Genomic DNA, 14,346 nt, shown 5'->3' with positions numbered 1-14,346 from the left:
TCCCGGTGTGTGCGATCCGGCGTACGGAAGCGGCGCGGTGGAGAGTTCGCCTACTCGGATCCTGAAAGGCTGTCAGGCTGCGCTGCGCCGGTCAGGAGGCCGCCGCGCCGTTCCGCGACCGCCCGGGTCAGGGCAGCACAGCGATGCCGTCGAGTTCGACCATGGCCTGCTCGTCCCAGAGCCGTACCACGCCGATCACCGCCATCGCCGGGTAGTCCCGTCCCGCCAGCTTCCGCCAGATGCGGCCCAGTTCACGAGCGTGGACGCGGTAGGCGGCGACGTCCGTGGCGTAGACGGTGACCCGCGCCAGGTGCTCCGGGGACCCGCCGGCCGCCCGCAGCGCGCTGAGGAGATTCGTCAGCGCCGTCGCGAACTGGGCAGGCAGCGTGTCGCCGACGACGTTGCCTTGGCCGTCCAGAGCCGTCTGGCCCGCGAGGAACACCAGGCGGCCGCCAGTGGCGGTGACGGCGTGGGAGAAGCCGGTGGGCGGGGACAGCTCGGCGGGGTTGATGCGCTCCAGGCTCATCCGTACAGCTCCTTCGCGATGATCGTGCGCTGCACCTCGGTCGCGCCCTCATAGATCCGGGGCGCGCGGACTTCGCGGTAGAGGTGTTCGAGGAGATGGCCGCGCTTCAGCGCGCGAGCGCCGTGCAGCTGGACCGCGGAGTCGACGACGTACTGCGCCGTCTCCGTCGCGAGCAGCTTGGCCATGGCAGAGCGGCGGGCGATGCCGGGCGCACCGCTGTCGTACGCCGCCGCTGCCGCGTAGACGAGCAGCCGGGCGGCCTCCGTACGGGTGGCCATCTCGGCGACCCGGTGGGATACGGACTGGAGGTCCGCCAGCGGGCCGCCGAACGCCGTACGGTCCTGCGTATGTGCCAGGGTCGCGTCGAGGGCCGCCTGCGCCATGCCGACCGCGAACGCGCCGACACTGGGGCGGAACAGGTTGAGGGTCCGCATGGCGACGCCGAAGCCGCGTCCCGGCTCGCCGAGCAGGTCGGCGGGCGATACCGGCACGCCGTCGAAGCGCAGGCTGCCGATGGGGTGCGGGCTGAGCATGTCGAGGTGCTCGCCGGACAGACCAGGGCGTTCCGCGGGCACCAGGAACGCCGTGACGCCGCGCGAGCCCCCGCCTTCGCCGGTGCGGGCGAAGACGGTGTAGAAGTCCGCCTCGGGGGCGTTGGAGATCCAGCACTTCTCGCCGCTCAGCCGCCAGCCGTCGCCGTCCGGCTCCGCCGTCAGCTCCAGCGCCGCCGCGTCCGAGCCCGCGCCCGGCTCGCTCAGTGCGAAGGCGGCGACCGCGCGCCCCGCGGCGACTTCGGGAATCCAGCGCTTGCGTTGCCCGGCGCTGCCCGACTGCACGACCGGGTATGTGCCAAGGCCCTGCAGGGCGAGCGCGGTCTCGGCCTCGGTGCACTCCTGTGCCAGGGATTCGCGCAGCAGACAGAGGTCGAGGGCGGAGACCTGACCGGCGCCATCGGCCCCGTCGGCCGGAAGGATGCGTTCCAGCAGGCCGAGCTCGCCCAGCGCGGATACCAGCGGCCGGTTGACACGGCCGGTCGCGCCCCGTTCGGCGAGCGGGCGCAGGCGCTCCGCCGCCAGCGCGCGCAGCTGCGCGCACCACTCCCGCTGGCCCGGTTCCAGTGCGAATGCGGGCATCTGCAGCCCCTCCCTTATCGCGAAGTATTGACCGCCGTCACTATCACGTTACGCTCGTACCTCAACCGCACGGCCGGAACCACCCCATTTCCAGGACCGGCGCAAGGGGGCGCACCCGCCATGGAGCTCATGCCTTCGGCCCACGTGGACACCTTCGCCCGCGACCATCTCCCGCCGGCCGACCAGTGGCCGGACCTCCTGCTCGACCTGCCCGAGCTGCGCTATCCGGAGCGGCTCAACTGCGGGGCCGAGCTGCTGGACCGCACGATCGAGCGGTTCGGTGCGGACCGGCCCGCCATCCGCGACGGCTCCGGCCGGATCTGGTCGTACGGCGAGCTGCGCGGCCATGTCGACCGGATCGCCCACGTCCTCACCTCCGACCTGGGCGTGGTTCCCGGCAACCGGGTGCTGCTGCGCGGGCCCACCACACCGTGGCTGGCCGCCTGCTGGCTCGCGGTGATGAAGGCGGGCGCCGTGGCCGTGACCGTGCTGGCCGCGCAGCGGCCCCTGGAGCTGGCGGGCATCTGTGCGGCGGCGCGGGTACGGCACGCGCTGTGCGACATCCGCTCGGTCGACGACCTGGTGAAGGCCGAGGTGCCGGGCCTGCGGATCGCCACGTACGGCGGAGACGGGCCCGAGGACCTGCTGCAGCCGGCGGCCGGCCATCCCAGGCCCTACGCCGCGGTCGAGACCTCCGCGGACGACGTGGCGCTGATCGCCTTCACCTCCGGGACGACCGGGCGGCCCAAGGGCTGTATGCACTTCCACCGCGATGTGCTCGCGATCGCGGACACCTTCGCGGCTCATGTGCTGCGGCCCACTCCTGACGATGTGTTCGCCGGCAGCCCTCCGCTCGGCTTCACCTTCGGGCTCGGCGGGCTGGTGGTCTTCCCGCTGCGGGCCGGGGCCTGTGCGCTGCTGCTGGAGCAGGCGGGGCCCCAGCAGCTGCTGCCCGCGATCGGCCGGCACGGCGTATCGGTCCTGTTCACCGCGCCGACCGCCTACCGGGTCATGCTCGAACAGCTCGACGGGCACGACCTGTCCTCCCTGCGCCGGTGTGTCTCGGCCGGGGAGAACCTGCCGGCCGGCACCTGGCGCGCGTGGCACGAGAGCACCGGTCTGCGCATCATCAACGGCATCGGGTCCACCGAGCTGCTCCACATCTTCATCTCCGCCGCTGACGAAACGATCCGGCCCGGCACGACCGGCGTACCGGTACCCGGCTTCCACGCGCGCGTGCAGGACGCCGACGGCCGGGAGGTGCCCGACGGCGAGCCCGGACTGCTCGCCGTGCGCGGACCGACCGGCTGCCGCTATCTGGCGGACGAGCGGCAGCGCGATTACGTACGGGACGGCTGGAATCTGACCGGGGACACGTACGTGCGTGAGCCCGACGGCTGGTTCCGCTATGTGGCGCGCGCCGACGACATGATCATTTCCGCCGGGTACAACATCGCCGGCCCGGAGGTCGAAGAGGCCCTGCTGCGCCACCCCGACGTGCTGGAGGCGGCGGTGGTCGGACGGCCGGACGAGCGGCGCGGCCAGGTGGTCGTGGCGTACGCCGTCCTGCGCGAGGGCGTGCGCCGCGACGAGCAGCAGGCCACCGCCCTGCGGGAGTTCGTCAAGAACGAGATCGCCCCCTACAAGTCTCCGCGCGAGATCGTCTTTCTGGACGCGCTGCCCCGGACGCCCACGGGGAAGCTGCAGCGGTTCCGGCTGCGGGAGCTGCCGCCCGACCCTGCGACTTAGAGTGACCGTGTGGCAGAGCAGCACACTCCGCGATCTTTGATTGTGACCTTCTACGGCGCCTACGGGCGCGGGCCCGGCGACGGCAGGCCGGTGCCGATCGCCGCGCTGATCCGGTTGCTGGGCGCGGTGGACGTCGACCCGCAGTCAGTGCGCTCGGCGGTCTCGCGGCTCAAGCGGCGCGGGCTGCTGGTCCCGGCGCGCACCGCTGACGGGGCGGCGGGATATGTGCTGTCCGACGACGCCCGGCAGCTGCTCGACGACGGCGACCGCCGTATCTACGAGCGTCCGGCCGCGCAACCCGGCGACGGCTGGCTGCTGGCCGTCTTCTCGGTGCCGGAGCAGCAGCGGCACAAGCGCCATCTGCTGCGGTCCCGGCTGGCGCGGCTGGGCTTCGGCACGGCCGCGCCCGGGGTGTGGATCGCCCCCGAGCATCTGCTGGAGGAGGCACGGCACACCTTGGAGCGGCTGGAACTCTCCGAGTACGTCGACCTGTTCACCGGCAGCACGCACACCGGCTTCGAGCCGACGGCCCAGTCGGTGGCGCGCTGGTGGGACCTGGAGGAGATGGCCAAACTCCACCGGGCCTTTCTGGAGGCGCATGAGCCGATGCTGCGGCGTTGGGAGCGGCAGCAGACCGTGGAGCCGGCGGACGCCTACCGCGACTATCTGCTGATGCTGGACTCCTGGCGGCAGGTGCCGTACGCCGATCCGGGCCTTCCGGCGGCGCTGCTGCCCGAGGACTGGCCGGGCGGGCGCAGCGCGGAGGTCTTCGCCGCACTGCATGCGCGGCTGCGGGACGCGGGCGCGGCCTTCGTCGCGGAGCAGCTGGGCTGAACGCCGGACCGCCGCTTCCTGCGCGGCGCCCGGTGAAAGAGCCGGCCGGAAGCGGCGGGCGGGGGTCTCAACCTTCCAGGGTGAGGCGGGGCTTGGGCGCGTCGGTACGGCCGGTGGGGGGCTTACGGCTGCCTGCCTGGTACGGCGCCGGCCAGGGGGCGCCGGGCCCGGCGTAGCCCTGCTCCGCCGCCGCGTGCAGGGTCCAGTGCGGGTCGTACAGATGCGGCCGGGCCAGAGCGCACAGGTCCGCCCGCCCCGCGAGGACGAGCGAATTGACATCGTCCCAGGAGGAGATGGCCCCGACGGCGATCACGGGTATCCCGACGGTGTTGCGGATGCGGTCGGCGTAGGGGGTCTGGTACGAGCGGCCGTAGTCGGGCTGCTCGTCGGGGACGACCTGACCGGTGGAGACATCGATGGCATCGGCGCCGTGCGCGGCGAAGGTCCGGGCGATCTCCATGGCGTCATCGGCCGTGGTGCCGCCGGGCGCCCAGTCGGTAGCGGAGATGCGGACGGTCATGGGCCGGTCGTCCGGCCACACGGCTCTTACGGCGTCGAAGACTTCGAGGGGGTAGCGCAGGCGGCCGTCGAGGTCTCCGCCGTAGGCGTCGGTTCGCTGGTTGGTGAGCGGCGAGAGGAAGCTGGAGAGGAGGTAGCCGTGGGCGCAGTGGAGTTCGAGGAGATCGAAGCCGGCTCGGGCGGCGCGGCGGGCCGCGTCTGTGAACTGCTCGCGGATGTCCGCGAGTCCGGCGGCGTCCAGCGCGTGCGGCACCTGGTTGACGCCCGGGCGGTACGGGAGCGGCGAGGGGGCCACGACCGGCCAGTTCCCGTGCGGCAGCGGCTGGTCGATACCCTCCCACATCAGCCGGGTGGACCCCTTGCGCCCGGAGTGCCCCAGCTGCACGCCGATCGCCGTGCCGGGCGACGAGCTGTGCACGAAGTCGGTGATGCGACGCCACGCCGCCTCGTGTTCCGGTGCGTACAGCCCCGCGCAGCCGGGGGTGATCCGGCCTTCCGGGCTGACGCACACCATCTCCGTCATCACCAGACCCGCGCCGCCGAGGGCGCGTGCGCCGAGGTGGACGAGGTGGAAGTCGCCGGGGATGCCCTCCTCGGCGGAGTACATGTCCATCGGGGAGACGACGACGCGGTTGCGCAGGGTGAGGCCGCGCAGCCGGAAGGGGGTGAACATCGGGGGCGTGCCGGGCGGGCAGCCGAAGTCGTCGGCCACCGCGTCGGTGAAGGACCGGTCGCGCACGCGCAGATTGTCGTGCGTCACGCGGCGGCTGCGGGTCAGCAGATTGAAGGCGAACTGGCGGGGCGGCTGGTCGAGATGCACCGCCAGGTTCTCGAACCACTCGAGGCTGGCGCGGGCCGCGCGCTGGGTCGATTCGACGACGGGGCGCCGCTCGGCCTCGTACGCGGCGAGCGCGTCGGCCACGGACGGCTGTTCCTGCAGGCAGGCGGCGAGCGCGAGGGCGTCCTCGACGGCGAGCTTGGTGCCGGAGCCGATGGAGAAGTGCGCGGTGTGGGCGGCATCGCCGAGCAGCACCGTGGTGCCGTGTGACCAGCGCTCGTTGACGACCGTGCGGAAGGCGATCCAGGCCGAGTTGTTGCCGCGCAGCGGGCGGCCGGCGAGGGCCTCGGAGAAGAACTTCGCGCACTGCTCCGTCGACTCCTGCTCGTCACACCCGTCCAGGCCCGCGCGCCGCCACACCTCTTCGCGCATCTCGACGATGACCGTGCTGGCATCGCGCGCGAACGGATAGCCGTGCAGCTGCATCACGCCGTGTCCGGTCTCGGCGATCTCGAAGCGGAAGGCGTCGAAGGCGAAGTCGGCGGCGAGCCAGATGTAGCGGCAGCGGTGGGTGGTGAGCCGTGGCCGGAACGTCTCGGCGTGGGCGTCCCGGGTCGCGCTGTTCACGCCGTCGGCGGCGATCACCAGGTCGTGGCTGCGGGCGAGTTGTTCGGCCGGGGGCGCCTCGGTGCGGAAGCGCAGCCGTACGCCGAGACCGCGGCAGCGCTCATGCAGGACGGCGAGCAGCCGGCGCCGGCCGAGGGCCGCGAAGCCGTGCCCGCCGGAGGTCAGGGTGCGGCCGCGGTGCACGACGTCGATGTCGTCCCAGCGCACGAACTCGTTGCGTAGCGCCTGGTAGACCACAGGGTCGGCGTGCTCGATGCCGCCCAGGGTCTCGTCGGAGAGGACGACGCCGAAGCCGAAGGTGTCTTCGGGTGCGTTGCGCTCCCAGACGGTGATGTCGCGGGTCGGGTCGAGGCGTTTGAGGAGGGCGGCCGCGTACAGTCCGCCGGGTCCGCCGCCGATCACCGCGACGCGCAGCCCGCGGCGGGAGCCGCTGACATCACTGCCCGGCACGGCTACCTGCCCTGCCACTTGGGTGCGCGCTTCTCGGTGAAGGCCGCGTGGAACTCGGCGTAGTCGTCGCTGTTCATCAGCAGCGCCTGGGTGGCGGCGTCCATCTCGACGGCGGCGGCGAGCGGCATGTCGAGTTCGGCGGTGAGCAGCGCTTTGGTCTGGGCGTGTGCGAGGGCTGGGCCTTCCGCGAGCCGCCGGGCGAGGGCCGCCGCGGCCGCACCGGCCTGCCCTTCCTCCGCGAGTTCGCTGATCAGCCCGATCCGTTCGGCCTCCGTGGCACGTACCGGCTCGCCGAGCATCAGCAGCCGGGTCGCGTGCCCGAGCCCGACCACGCGCGGCAGCAGATAGGCCGCGCCCATGTCGCCGCCGGACAACCCGACCTTGGTGAAGAGGAAGGCGAAGCGCGCCGAGGGGTCGGCGACGCGGAAGTCGGCGGCCAGGGCCAGGACGGCCCCGGCTCCGGCCGCGACGCCGTGCACCGCCGCGATCACCGGGAAGGGGCACTCGCGCAGCGCCCGTACGACCTGCCCGGTCATCCGGTTGAAGTCGAGCAGTTGCCCGGTGTCCATGGCGAGAGTGGCGCCGATGATCTCGTCGACGTCGCCGCCGGAGCAGAAGCCGCGGCCCTCGCCGCCGAGCACCAGGGCTCGTACGGATCCGTCCCGGGCGAGCTCGGCGATCAGGTCGCGCAGGTCGGCGTAGGCCTCGAAGGTGAGGGCGTTCAGCTTCTCGGGGCGGGCGAGGGTGACGGTGGCGACTCCGGCGTCCCGGGTGAGGCGGAGGTGCCGCCACTCCTCGGTCTTCCGCGCGGAACCGGTGAACGGGCTCATGGCGTACGGCCTCCTTCAGCCGGATGGCTGGTGCCTGCCCTTCGAAGCTATCACCGTTGGATGACTACCGTCACGAGGACGCGATACGCAGCCCAGCCCCCCGCACTACGCAGCCCCCCTATCGAGGCGCCGTGGGGCGAAAGTCCCTGCGGCGGCAGGCCGGAGGTCCCGCGAGAAGCCGACTGGCGCCTCTGCCTGGGCATTCGCCGCGTTCCTACGGTGGATGGCCAGATCTGCCGACCTGCGAACGGACTACCCCACTTGCCCGCTGCCCCCCGACCGGATTCCTGGCGCATCGCCCTGCCCCACGCCGCGGCCGCCATCCCGATGGCCCGCGCGCTGATTCGCACTGCGCTGGCGGACCTCGCCGAGTCCGGCCCCCGGGAGACCGCTGAGCTGCTGACGGCGGAGCTGGTCGCGAACGCCGTCGAGCACACGGATGGGAACCACCCCATCGACCTGATCGTGGAGCTGCGGGCCGACGGCTGCCGGGTCGAGGTGCACGACCACGACCCCTCCCCGCCCGGCAATCTGGCGGGCGCCCAGTCCAATCCGTTCGACCTGGCCGAGGGCGGGCGCGGCCTGCTGCTGATACGCAGCCTCAGCGGGGAATCCGGCTACCGCCCGACCCCGGACGGCAAGGCCGTATGGTTCACCCTGCCGTTCACTCTCCCGCGAGGGCGGCCACCAGCACGGCCTTGATGGTGTGCATCCGGTTCTCGGCCTCGTCGAAGACGACGGAGTGCCCGGACTCGAAGACCTCGTCGGTGACCTCGAGCGAGGTCAGGCCGTACCGCTCATGGATCTCCCGGCCGACCTGGGTGCCCAGGTCGTGGAAGGCCGGCAGGCAGTGCAGGAACTTCACATCCGGGCGGCCGGTCGCCCGGAGCACATCCATGGTCACGGCGTAGGGACGGAGCAGTGCGATCCGCTCGTCCCACACCTCCTTCGGCTCCCCCATCGACACCCACACATCGGTGGCGATGAAGTCCGCACCCGCCACACCCTCGGTGACGTCTTCGGTCAGGGTGATGCGGGCGCCGCTGGCCGCGGCCGACTCGCGCGCCGCGGCGACGACCTCGTCGGCCGGCCACAGTGACTTCGGGGCGACGATCCGTACATCCATGCCCAGCAGTGCGCCGGTGACCAGGTAGGAGTTGCCCATGTTGAAGCGGGCGTCGCCGAGGTAGGCATAGGAGACCGACTCCAGCGGCTTGTCGCAGTGCTCGGTCATCGTCAGCACATCGGCGAGCATCTGCGTCGGGTGCCACTCGTCGGTCAGCCCGTTGAAGACCGGGACCCCGGCGTGCTCGGCGAGTTCCTCGACGACCGACTGGGCGTGCCCCCGGTACTCGATGCCGTCGAACATCCGGCCCAGCACGCGCGCCGTGTCCTTCACCGACTCCTTGTGCCCGATCTGTGAGCCGCTCGGATCGAGGTACGTTGTCGAGGCGCCCTGGTCAGCGGCCGCCACCTCGAAGGCGCAGCGGGTACGGGTAGAGGTCTTCTCGAAGATCAGCGCGATGTTGCGGCCCCTCAGCCGCGGCACCTCGGCACCCGCACGCTTGGCGGCCTTGAGCTCACCGGCCAGCGTGATCAGGTGGCGGAACTCCTCGGCCGTGAAATCGAGCTCCTTGAGGAAGTGGCGGCCCGTGAGGTCTGTCGCCATGAGGGGCTCCTCGGTCGTATGACTACTGCTGACCCTGTAACTCTATACGATGCATTGCATCTCTATACAGGCCAACCCTTCGTGACGCTCCTCACCGCGGGGCTTACACGGCGTCCCGCTCGAAGGGACAGCTCATACAGCGCGGCCCGCCCCTCCCCCGCCCCAGCTCACTGCCCGGGATCGTGATCACCTCGATGCCGCACTTGCGGAGAAATGTGTTGGTGGTGGAGTTCCGCTCGTACGCGACCACCACACCCGGCTCCACCGCCAGCACATTGCAGCCGTCGTCCCACTGCTCGCGCTCCGCCGAGTGCACGTCCTGGGTGGCAGTGAGGACCCGCACGGAGTCCAGGCCGAGCGCGGCCGCGATCGCCCGGTGCATGTGCTCCGGTGGATGGTCGGTGACCTTGAGGTCCTGCTCGCTGGAGCCGGGCTCGATGGTGTACGAGCGCAGGTTCCCCAGCCCCGCGTACTGGGTGAAGGTGTCACCGTCGATCATGGTCAACACCGTGTCGAGGTGCATGACCGCCCGCCCCTTGGGCATGTCCAGCGCCACGATCGTACGGGCCGAACCGGCCGCGAACAGCCCGCGGGCCAGCATCTCCACCGCCTGCGGCGTCGTCCGCTCGCTCATCCCGATGAGCACCGCGCCATTGCCGATGACCAGTACGTCTCCGCCCTCGATCGTCGAAGGGTAGGCGCTCTGTCCCTCCGACCACACATGGAAGGGCCCGGCCTCCTCGCTGGTGAACAGGGGGTGGTGCCGGTAGATCGCCTCGAAGTGCACGGTCTCGCGCTGGCGGGCCGGCCAGCGCATGGCGTTGATGGACACCCCGTCGTAGACCCACGCGGAGGTGTCCCGGGTGAACAGGTGGTTGGGCAGCGGGGCGAGCAGGAAGTCGTCGAGGTCCATGACGTGGAAGCGGACGGAGGTGGGCTCCGGGTACCGGTCCAGGTATTCCCGCTTGGTCATGCCGCCGACCAGCGCCTCGACAAGATCGGGGATCGGCATGTCGTCGAAGGCCGCCCGCAGGTGGTCGGTGGCCAGCGGGCCGTACTCCTTCTCATGGAAGACCCGGTCGAGAACCAGCGCCCGCGCCTCGGGGATGGCCATGCTGTCGGCCAGCAGGTCCCCGAAGAGGTGCACCTCCACACCGCACTCGCGCAGAACGTCCGCGAAGCCGTCGTGCTCCTGCCGCGCCCGGCGGACCCATAGCAGGTCGTCGAACAGGAGCGCGTCCTTGTTGCTCGGCGTGAGCCGCTTCAGCTCCAGGTCCGGGCGGTGCAGGATGACGCGGCGGAGCCGCCCGGCCTCGGAATCCACATGGAAGCCCATGCGCCCATCCTCGCCGAGTCGGGCGGCTCGCGCGGCCCCTGTGCGCGATCTCGCAGTGATCCGGCACGGAACGGGCCACCAGCGAGCTTCAGCCGCCGTCACTGAGGAGGGTGCGGTGACTCCGCTCCCCAAAGGAGGGGGGCTTCCAACCCGAGGGTTGCGGTCCAGCCCGAACCGATCCCTTGCGGGGCGAAAGGAAATACCACAGGCCAGGGAAGCGATTCCCCCCACCGGCCCCACCGGCTCAAGCCGGTGGTCCCCTCGCCAGGAGACCGATGGACGCCGCTGGGCGAGTCGGAGGCCCCGCGCCGGTACCAGCGGCCCGGTGCCCACCGCCGCGGCAGTCAGGTGCCCACCGCCGCGGCAGTTAGGAATACGCAGCCGAGTCGCAGGGCCCGGGGCCGCTACGAGGAAGGTTCCTCAGGCGACCGCCCCATGAGACGGGTGAGTTCGGCAATCCGGTCCGGTCCGACACGACAGCATCCGCCGATGAGCCGGGCGCCGGCGGACTGCCAGTCGCGGACCCGGCCGGCGTCGAAGGTGGAACCGCCACGCCAGCCGCGGGCCTCGGCGTCCCAGGTCTCCCCGCTGTTGGGGTAGACGACGACGGGTTTGCCGGTGATCTCCGCCGCGACCTCGACCGCGCGCTGGGCATCCCGCGGATCACAGCAGTTGACCCCGGCCGCGATCACCTGGTCGTTGCCGGCGGCGAGCGCCAGAGCCTGATCGAGCGGCTGCCCGGCCCGCGTGGTGTCGCCGGCGATTGTGTACGACAGCCAGACGGGGACTCCGGTCCCCGCAGCGGCGCGGAGCAGCGCCTCCGCCTCGTCGGCGTCCGGCACCGTCTCCAGGGCGAGCACATCGGGTTCCGCAGCGCACAGGGCCTCGATCCGGGGCCGGTGGAAGCGCTCCAGCTCGGGCACGCTCAGCCCGTACCGCCCGCGGTACTCGCTGCCGTCGGCCAGCATGGCGCCGTACGGGCCGACGGAGGCCGCGACCCAGACGTCCTCACGCGGCCCGGCGGCTTGGCGCGCCAGCTCGACACTGCGGCGCAGCAGCACGGACGTCCGCTCGCGTCCGATGCCGCGCCGGGCGAAACCCTCGTACGTCGCCTGGTAGCTGGCGGTGATGAGGACCCGCGCGCCCGCCCGTACGTACGCGGCGTGGGCCGCTTCGACCTGTTCGGGCGCGTCGGCCAGCAGTCGCGCCGACCACAGCGCGTCCGACAGATCGCAGCCCTGGTCGGCGAGTTGGTTCGACAGTCCTCCGTCGAGGACGACCGGGCCCTCGGCGAGGGCGTCGGCCAGCGGCACGGTGGGGGCAGGCATCGCGGGACTCCCAAGGTTGGTGGTCCGGTGGTTCGGTGGTCAGAGCTCCGGGGTCAGGTGAGCTGGGACCGCACCCGAGAGGAGATCAGCTCCAGGTGCTCCAGGCCGTGGAGGTCCAGAACCCGAAGGTAGATCCTGGAGCAGCCGATCTCGGCATAGCGGCCGATCTTGTCGACCACCTCGTCGGGGGAGCCCGCGAGGCCGTTCTCCTGGCGTCGAAGCCCAGATCCTCGGTCGCCGTGGCGACGGTGAGCAGGGTGTCGTAGCTCGCGCCCTGCTGGGGCTCGGTGTGAATATGCGAAGATCCATGCCCCCATCCTGCACGCTCGAGGTGTCACCCCCCGCAGTCCCGTACACGGCCCCCGGGGGGACTACCGCCGGCTGTCCCAGTTTTCGTCATCGGCGGGCCGCCCTTCGGCCCGCTCCCGGTCCTCCAGGTGCCGCAGCAGTCCGCGCACCCTGTCACCCGACTCGTCCGCAGCGTCCATGGCCTCGATGCACTGCCAGTAGAGGCCTTCCTCATCCGCCGCGCAGGCGACCGCGACCAGGGCTATCCCGACGTCCCCGAGCAGACCGCCCAGCCCCAACAGCACGGCCCGCGCATCCTGCACTCCGGTCAGCTGCTCGGCCCGTACCGTCACCGCGCCCGCCCCCGAGTGGTGCGGCGCGCCGTACGGTCGCCCGCCCGCTTCGCTCAGCCCACGGGCCTCGGCCCGCAGCTCCGGCGGACCGTTGATGGCGAGGTGGCTACCGACCGCCTGCGCCAGCGCCTGGGCTTGCCAGGCCTCCGCCACGATATCCGCGGCCGCCCGCGTCTGCGCCAGCGCATGCCGCGTGGCACCGATCAATCGCACCGCATCCATGGGCCCCCGTCCCTCCGTACACCCCGTCAAACTCTCACTACCCAGCGTGATACCTCGCGGCTCGTTTGGCCAGGGGTATTCCGAAATCTGTGGACAACTGTGCCCATGCTGAGACGCCTATCACTCCATAGAGTGACGATCTCACCGTTTGGCGGGCCGCAACTCACCGTTCATCAGGGGGTGCTGGGAAGCGCTCCTCGTTCCGTTCGATCTTCGCCGACAGCTCTGTCAGCACGTCGATCCCCAACACCTCGCAGAACTGCAGCAGATACGCCAGTACGTCCGCGACCTCGTCAGCCACCCGGTGCGCCGTCTGAGGGTCCTCCATCACCCGGGCCGACTCTTCCGGTGTGAGCCACTGGAAGATCTCCATCAGCTCCGCCGCCTCGACGCTCAGCGCCGCGGCCAGGTTCTTGGGTGTGTGGTACGGCTGCCAGTCCCGGGCGGCAGCGAAGGCCGCCAGCCGGCGCTGCAGCGCCCGCACATCGGGTTCCGGAGGGTGCGGTGCGGATTCGGGGCTCTCGGTCACACCCCCAGGTCTACCACCGACACGCCGCCCAGCCCGGCGGCGTACCCCCCGTCCTGGACCGCCCCGACCAGCCGCACATGTCCGCGCTCCCCCATCCGTACCGCCAGCGCCAGCAGTTCGCGGACCTGCCGCCGGTCGAGGCTGCGGTCGAAGCCGTCCGCCAGCACGGTCAGCGCCTGCCGGGCGGGCAGTACCTCCGCCACCGGGTCCATCTCCAGCACCCCGGGCCCGGTCAGCAGCACCAAAGCCAGCGCCAGATAGCGCAACTCGCCGTCTCCCAGCCGCCCCACGGGCGTGACACCCAGCGCTCCCCGGTCGAGGACGGCCCGTACGGTCCCATCGCCCAGTTCCTCGGCCGCCAAGTCCTCAAGCACGCCCCGGCAGCCGGCGCGCGAAGCCGCGACGAGCGCCGCATGCCGGGTGCCGCACTCCGCCCGCGTCCGCCGCAGCACCTCGGCGAGATTGCCGCAACCGCTCTGCAGCCGCCCGCGCCCCACCGCCGCCGGCGCCCGCATCCGCTCCGGCCGCGGGTCGCAGGCGAAGACCGAGCGCAGCGCCACCACGGCCTGTTCGGCCGCCGCGAGCACCAGCCGCTGGCCCGCGGTCCTGCCCGCCACCCGCAGCGGCAGCAGCGCCGTACCCAGCCGGTCGTCCGGCAGCGGGGCGCGGGTCACCGACACGGCGCCCGCCGTGTGCCAGGCGGCCTGGACCGTACGCCGTCCGGGGTCGCGCAGCGCCGTGGACAGCAGGATCTGCCCGCATCCCGTCAACCGCTCACCCACCACGCGCAGTTCGGGCTCGGCCTGGACGGCGACATCCAGCCGGACCTGCCCCACCGGACCGTCTACGGTGCAGCCGATCCGGAACCCGCGCCGCCCCTGGGCGTCGGGTCTGGCCTGCTCGGGCACGCAGTCCGCGGCGTGCGGGAACACCTCTTCCAGCGTGTCGCCGGCGCCGAGCCGCGCGAGCGCCGCATACGCCTGCAGCGCGCCGGACTTGCCACTGCCGCTCGGCCCGGCGAAGAGCGTCAGCGGGCCGATGGGGAAGACGGCGCCGCGGTGCGACTTGTAGGAGGAGAGCCGCAGTTCGGTCACCACCGGCCGGTCGGCTGTCCCGGCTCTCGCGCTGGTCGGTTCCATGCCGGGACCGTATGCAACGGCCCGTCAGCCGAACCG

The 14,346-nt window shown here is 71.8% G+C and carries 13 protein-coding genes and 2 pseudogenes; 3 read left to right on the top strand and 12 right to left on the bottom strand.

Annotation, left to right across the window (positions count from 1 at the left end; genetic code table 11):
- Nucleotides 1–127: 127 nt before the first annotated feature.
- Nucleotides 128–526: a RidA family protein gene (locus tag ACY34J_RS01480; RefSeq protein ID WP_462724424.1), complete on the bottom strand. Its 399-nt coding sequence runs from the start codon at nucleotides 524–526 to the stop codon at nucleotides 128–130.
- On the bottom strand, nucleotides 523–1,659 hold the full coding sequence (locus ACY34J_RS01475) for an acyl-CoA dehydrogenase family protein (protein WP_462724423.1): 1,137 nt from the start codon (nucleotides 1,657–1,659) through the stop codon (nucleotides 523–525). The genes ACY34J_RS01480 and ACY34J_RS01475 overlap by 4 nt, the downstream gene beginning before the upstream one ends.
- Nucleotides 1,660–1,779: 120 nt before the next feature.
- Here ACY34J_RS01475 and ACY34J_RS01470 point away from each other — a divergent pair, with 120 nt between their 5' ends.
- Nucleotides 1,780–3,408, top strand: a complete 1,629-nt coding sequence (locus ACY34J_RS01470) for an AMP-binding protein (RefSeq protein ID WP_462724422.1) — start codon at nucleotides 1,780–1,782, stop codon at nucleotides 3,406–3,408.
- A 9-nt stretch (nucleotides 3,409–3,417) separates the two neighbouring features.
- Entirely contained in the window at nucleotides 3,418–4,242 is an 825-nt protein-coding gene (locus ACY34J_RS01465; RefSeq protein ID WP_462724421.1) for a PaaX family transcriptional regulator, read from the top strand.
- A gap of 67 nt (nucleotides 4,243–4,309) precedes the next feature.
- Here the strand turns inward: ACY34J_RS01465 and ACY34J_RS01460 are convergent, their stop codons facing one another.
- Both ACY34J_RS01460 and ACY34J_RS01455 read right to left on the bottom strand, forming a co-directional pair.
- A complete protein-coding gene (locus tag ACY34J_RS01460) occupies nucleotides 4,310–6,634 on the bottom strand; it encodes a bifunctional salicylyl-CoA 5-hydroxylase/oxidoreductase (RefSeq protein WP_462724420.1) in 2,325 nt (774 codons plus the stop codon).
- A complete protein-coding gene (locus ACY34J_RS01455) occupies nucleotides 6,619–7,446 on the bottom strand; it encodes an enoyl-CoA hydratase family protein (protein ID WP_462724419.1) in 828 nt (275 codons plus the stop codon). Before ACY34J_RS01455 ends, ACY34J_RS01460 begins: the two co-directional genes overlap by 16 nt.
- Nucleotides 7,447–7,707: 261 nt before the next feature.
- On the opposite strand from ACY34J_RS01455, the gene ACY34J_RS01450 reads away from it, so the two are divergent.
- Entirely contained in the window at nucleotides 7,708–8,148 is a 441-nt protein-coding gene (locus tag ACY34J_RS01450; RefSeq protein WP_462724418.1) for an ATP-binding protein, read from the top strand.
- Here the strand turns inward: ACY34J_RS01450 and argF are convergent.
- The 8 genes and pseudogenes from argF to ACY34J_RS01410 all read right to left on the bottom strand — a co-directional run bounded on the left by argF (nucleotide 8,111) and on the right by ACY34J_RS01410 (nucleotide 14,310).
- The gene (gene argF / locus ACY34J_RS01445) at nucleotides 8,111–9,115 is read right to left on the bottom strand and encodes an ornithine carbamoyltransferase (protein WP_462724417.1); all 1,005 of its coding nucleotides are present in this window, start codon (nucleotides 9,113–9,115) and stop codon (nucleotides 8,111–8,113) included. The genes ACY34J_RS01450 and argF overlap by 38 nt on opposite strands.
- Before the next feature lie 103 nt (nucleotides 9,116–9,218).
- Entirely contained in the window at nucleotides 9,219–10,451 is a 1,233-nt protein-coding gene (locus ACY34J_RS01440; protein ID WP_462724416.1) for an arginine deiminase, read from the bottom strand.
- Nucleotides 10,452–10,855: 404 nt separating this feature from the next.
- Complete coding sequence (mmuM, locus tag ACY34J_RS01435; protein ID WP_462724415.1) at nucleotides 10,856–11,779, bottom strand: homocysteine S-methyltransferase; 924 nt, start codon at nucleotides 11,777–11,779, stop codon at nucleotides 10,856–10,858.
- A gap of 53 nt (nucleotides 11,780–11,832) precedes the next feature.
- A pseudogene (locus ACY34J_RS01430) lies at nucleotides 11,833–11,985 on the bottom strand (LLM class F420-dependent oxidoreductase); the annotation flags it as partial.
- A gap of 5 nt (nucleotides 11,986–11,990) precedes the next feature.
- Nucleotides 11,991–12,136: pseudogene (locus tag ACY34J_RS01425) on the bottom strand (LLM class F420-dependent oxidoreductase); the annotation flags it as partial.
- A 14-nt stretch (nucleotides 12,137–12,150) separates the two neighbouring features.
- Complete coding sequence (locus ACY34J_RS01420) at nucleotides 12,151–12,642, bottom strand: DUF6099 family protein (RefSeq protein WP_462724414.1); 492 nt, start codon at nucleotides 12,640–12,642, stop codon at nucleotides 12,151–12,153.
- A gap of 163 nt (nucleotides 12,643–12,805) precedes the next feature.
- Nucleotides 12,806–13,171: a nucleotide pyrophosphohydrolase gene (locus ACY34J_RS01415; RefSeq protein WP_462724413.1), complete on the bottom strand. Its 366-nt coding sequence runs from the start codon at nucleotides 13,169–13,171 to the stop codon at nucleotides 12,806–12,808.
- A complete protein-coding gene (locus ACY34J_RS01410; RefSeq protein WP_462724412.1) occupies nucleotides 13,168–14,310 on the bottom strand; it encodes an AAA family ATPase in 1,143 nt (380 codons plus the stop codon). The genes ACY34J_RS01415 and ACY34J_RS01410 overlap by 4 nt, the downstream gene beginning before the upstream one ends.
- Nucleotides 14,311–14,346: the final 36 nt, after the last annotated feature.

This window comes from Streptomyces sp. HSS9-12, from assembly GCF_054963655.1.
Note: the sequence above shows the minus strand (reverse complement) of the source record. Positions and strands in the feature narration are given on the sequence as shown.

Excerpts from the sequence above, each read along its gene's own strand:
- ACY34J_RS01475 (WP_462724423.1), bottom strand. The coding sequence starts at position 1,659 with ATGCCCGCATTCGCACTGGAACCGGGCCAGCGGGAGTGGTGCGCGCAG.
- argF (WP_462724417.1), bottom strand. The coding sequence starts at position 9,115 with ATGGCGACAGACCTCACGGGCCGCCACTTCCTCAAGGAGCTCGATTTC.
- ACY34J_RS01470 (WP_462724422.1), top strand. The coding sequence starts at position 1,780 with ATGGAGCTCATGCCTTCGGCCCACGTGGACACCTTCGCCCGCGACCAT.
- ACY34J_RS01410 (WP_462724412.1), bottom strand. The coding sequence starts at position 14,310 with ATGGAACCGACCAGCGCGAGAGCCGGGACAGCCGACCGGCCGGTGGTG.
- ACY34J_RS01455 (WP_462724419.1), bottom strand. The coding sequence starts at position 7,446 with ATGAGCCCGTTCACCGGTTCCGCGCGGAAGACCGAGGAGTGGCGGCAC.
- ACY34J_RS01420 (WP_462724414.1), bottom strand. The coding sequence starts at position 12,642 with ATGGATGCGGTGCGATTGATCGGTGCCACGCGGCATGCGCTGGCGCAG.
- ACY34J_RS01480 (WP_462724424.1), bottom strand. The coding sequence starts at position 526 with ATGAGCCTGGAGCGCATCAACCCCGCCGAGCTGTCCCCGCCCACCGGC.
- ACY34J_RS01440 (WP_462724416.1), bottom strand. The coding sequence starts at position 10,451 with ATGGGCTTCCATGTGGATTCCGAGGCCGGGCGGCTCCGCCGCGTCATC.
- mmuM (WP_462724415.1), bottom strand. The coding sequence starts at position 11,779 with ATGCCTGCCCCCACCGTGCCGCTGGCCGACGCCCTCGCCGAGGGCCCG.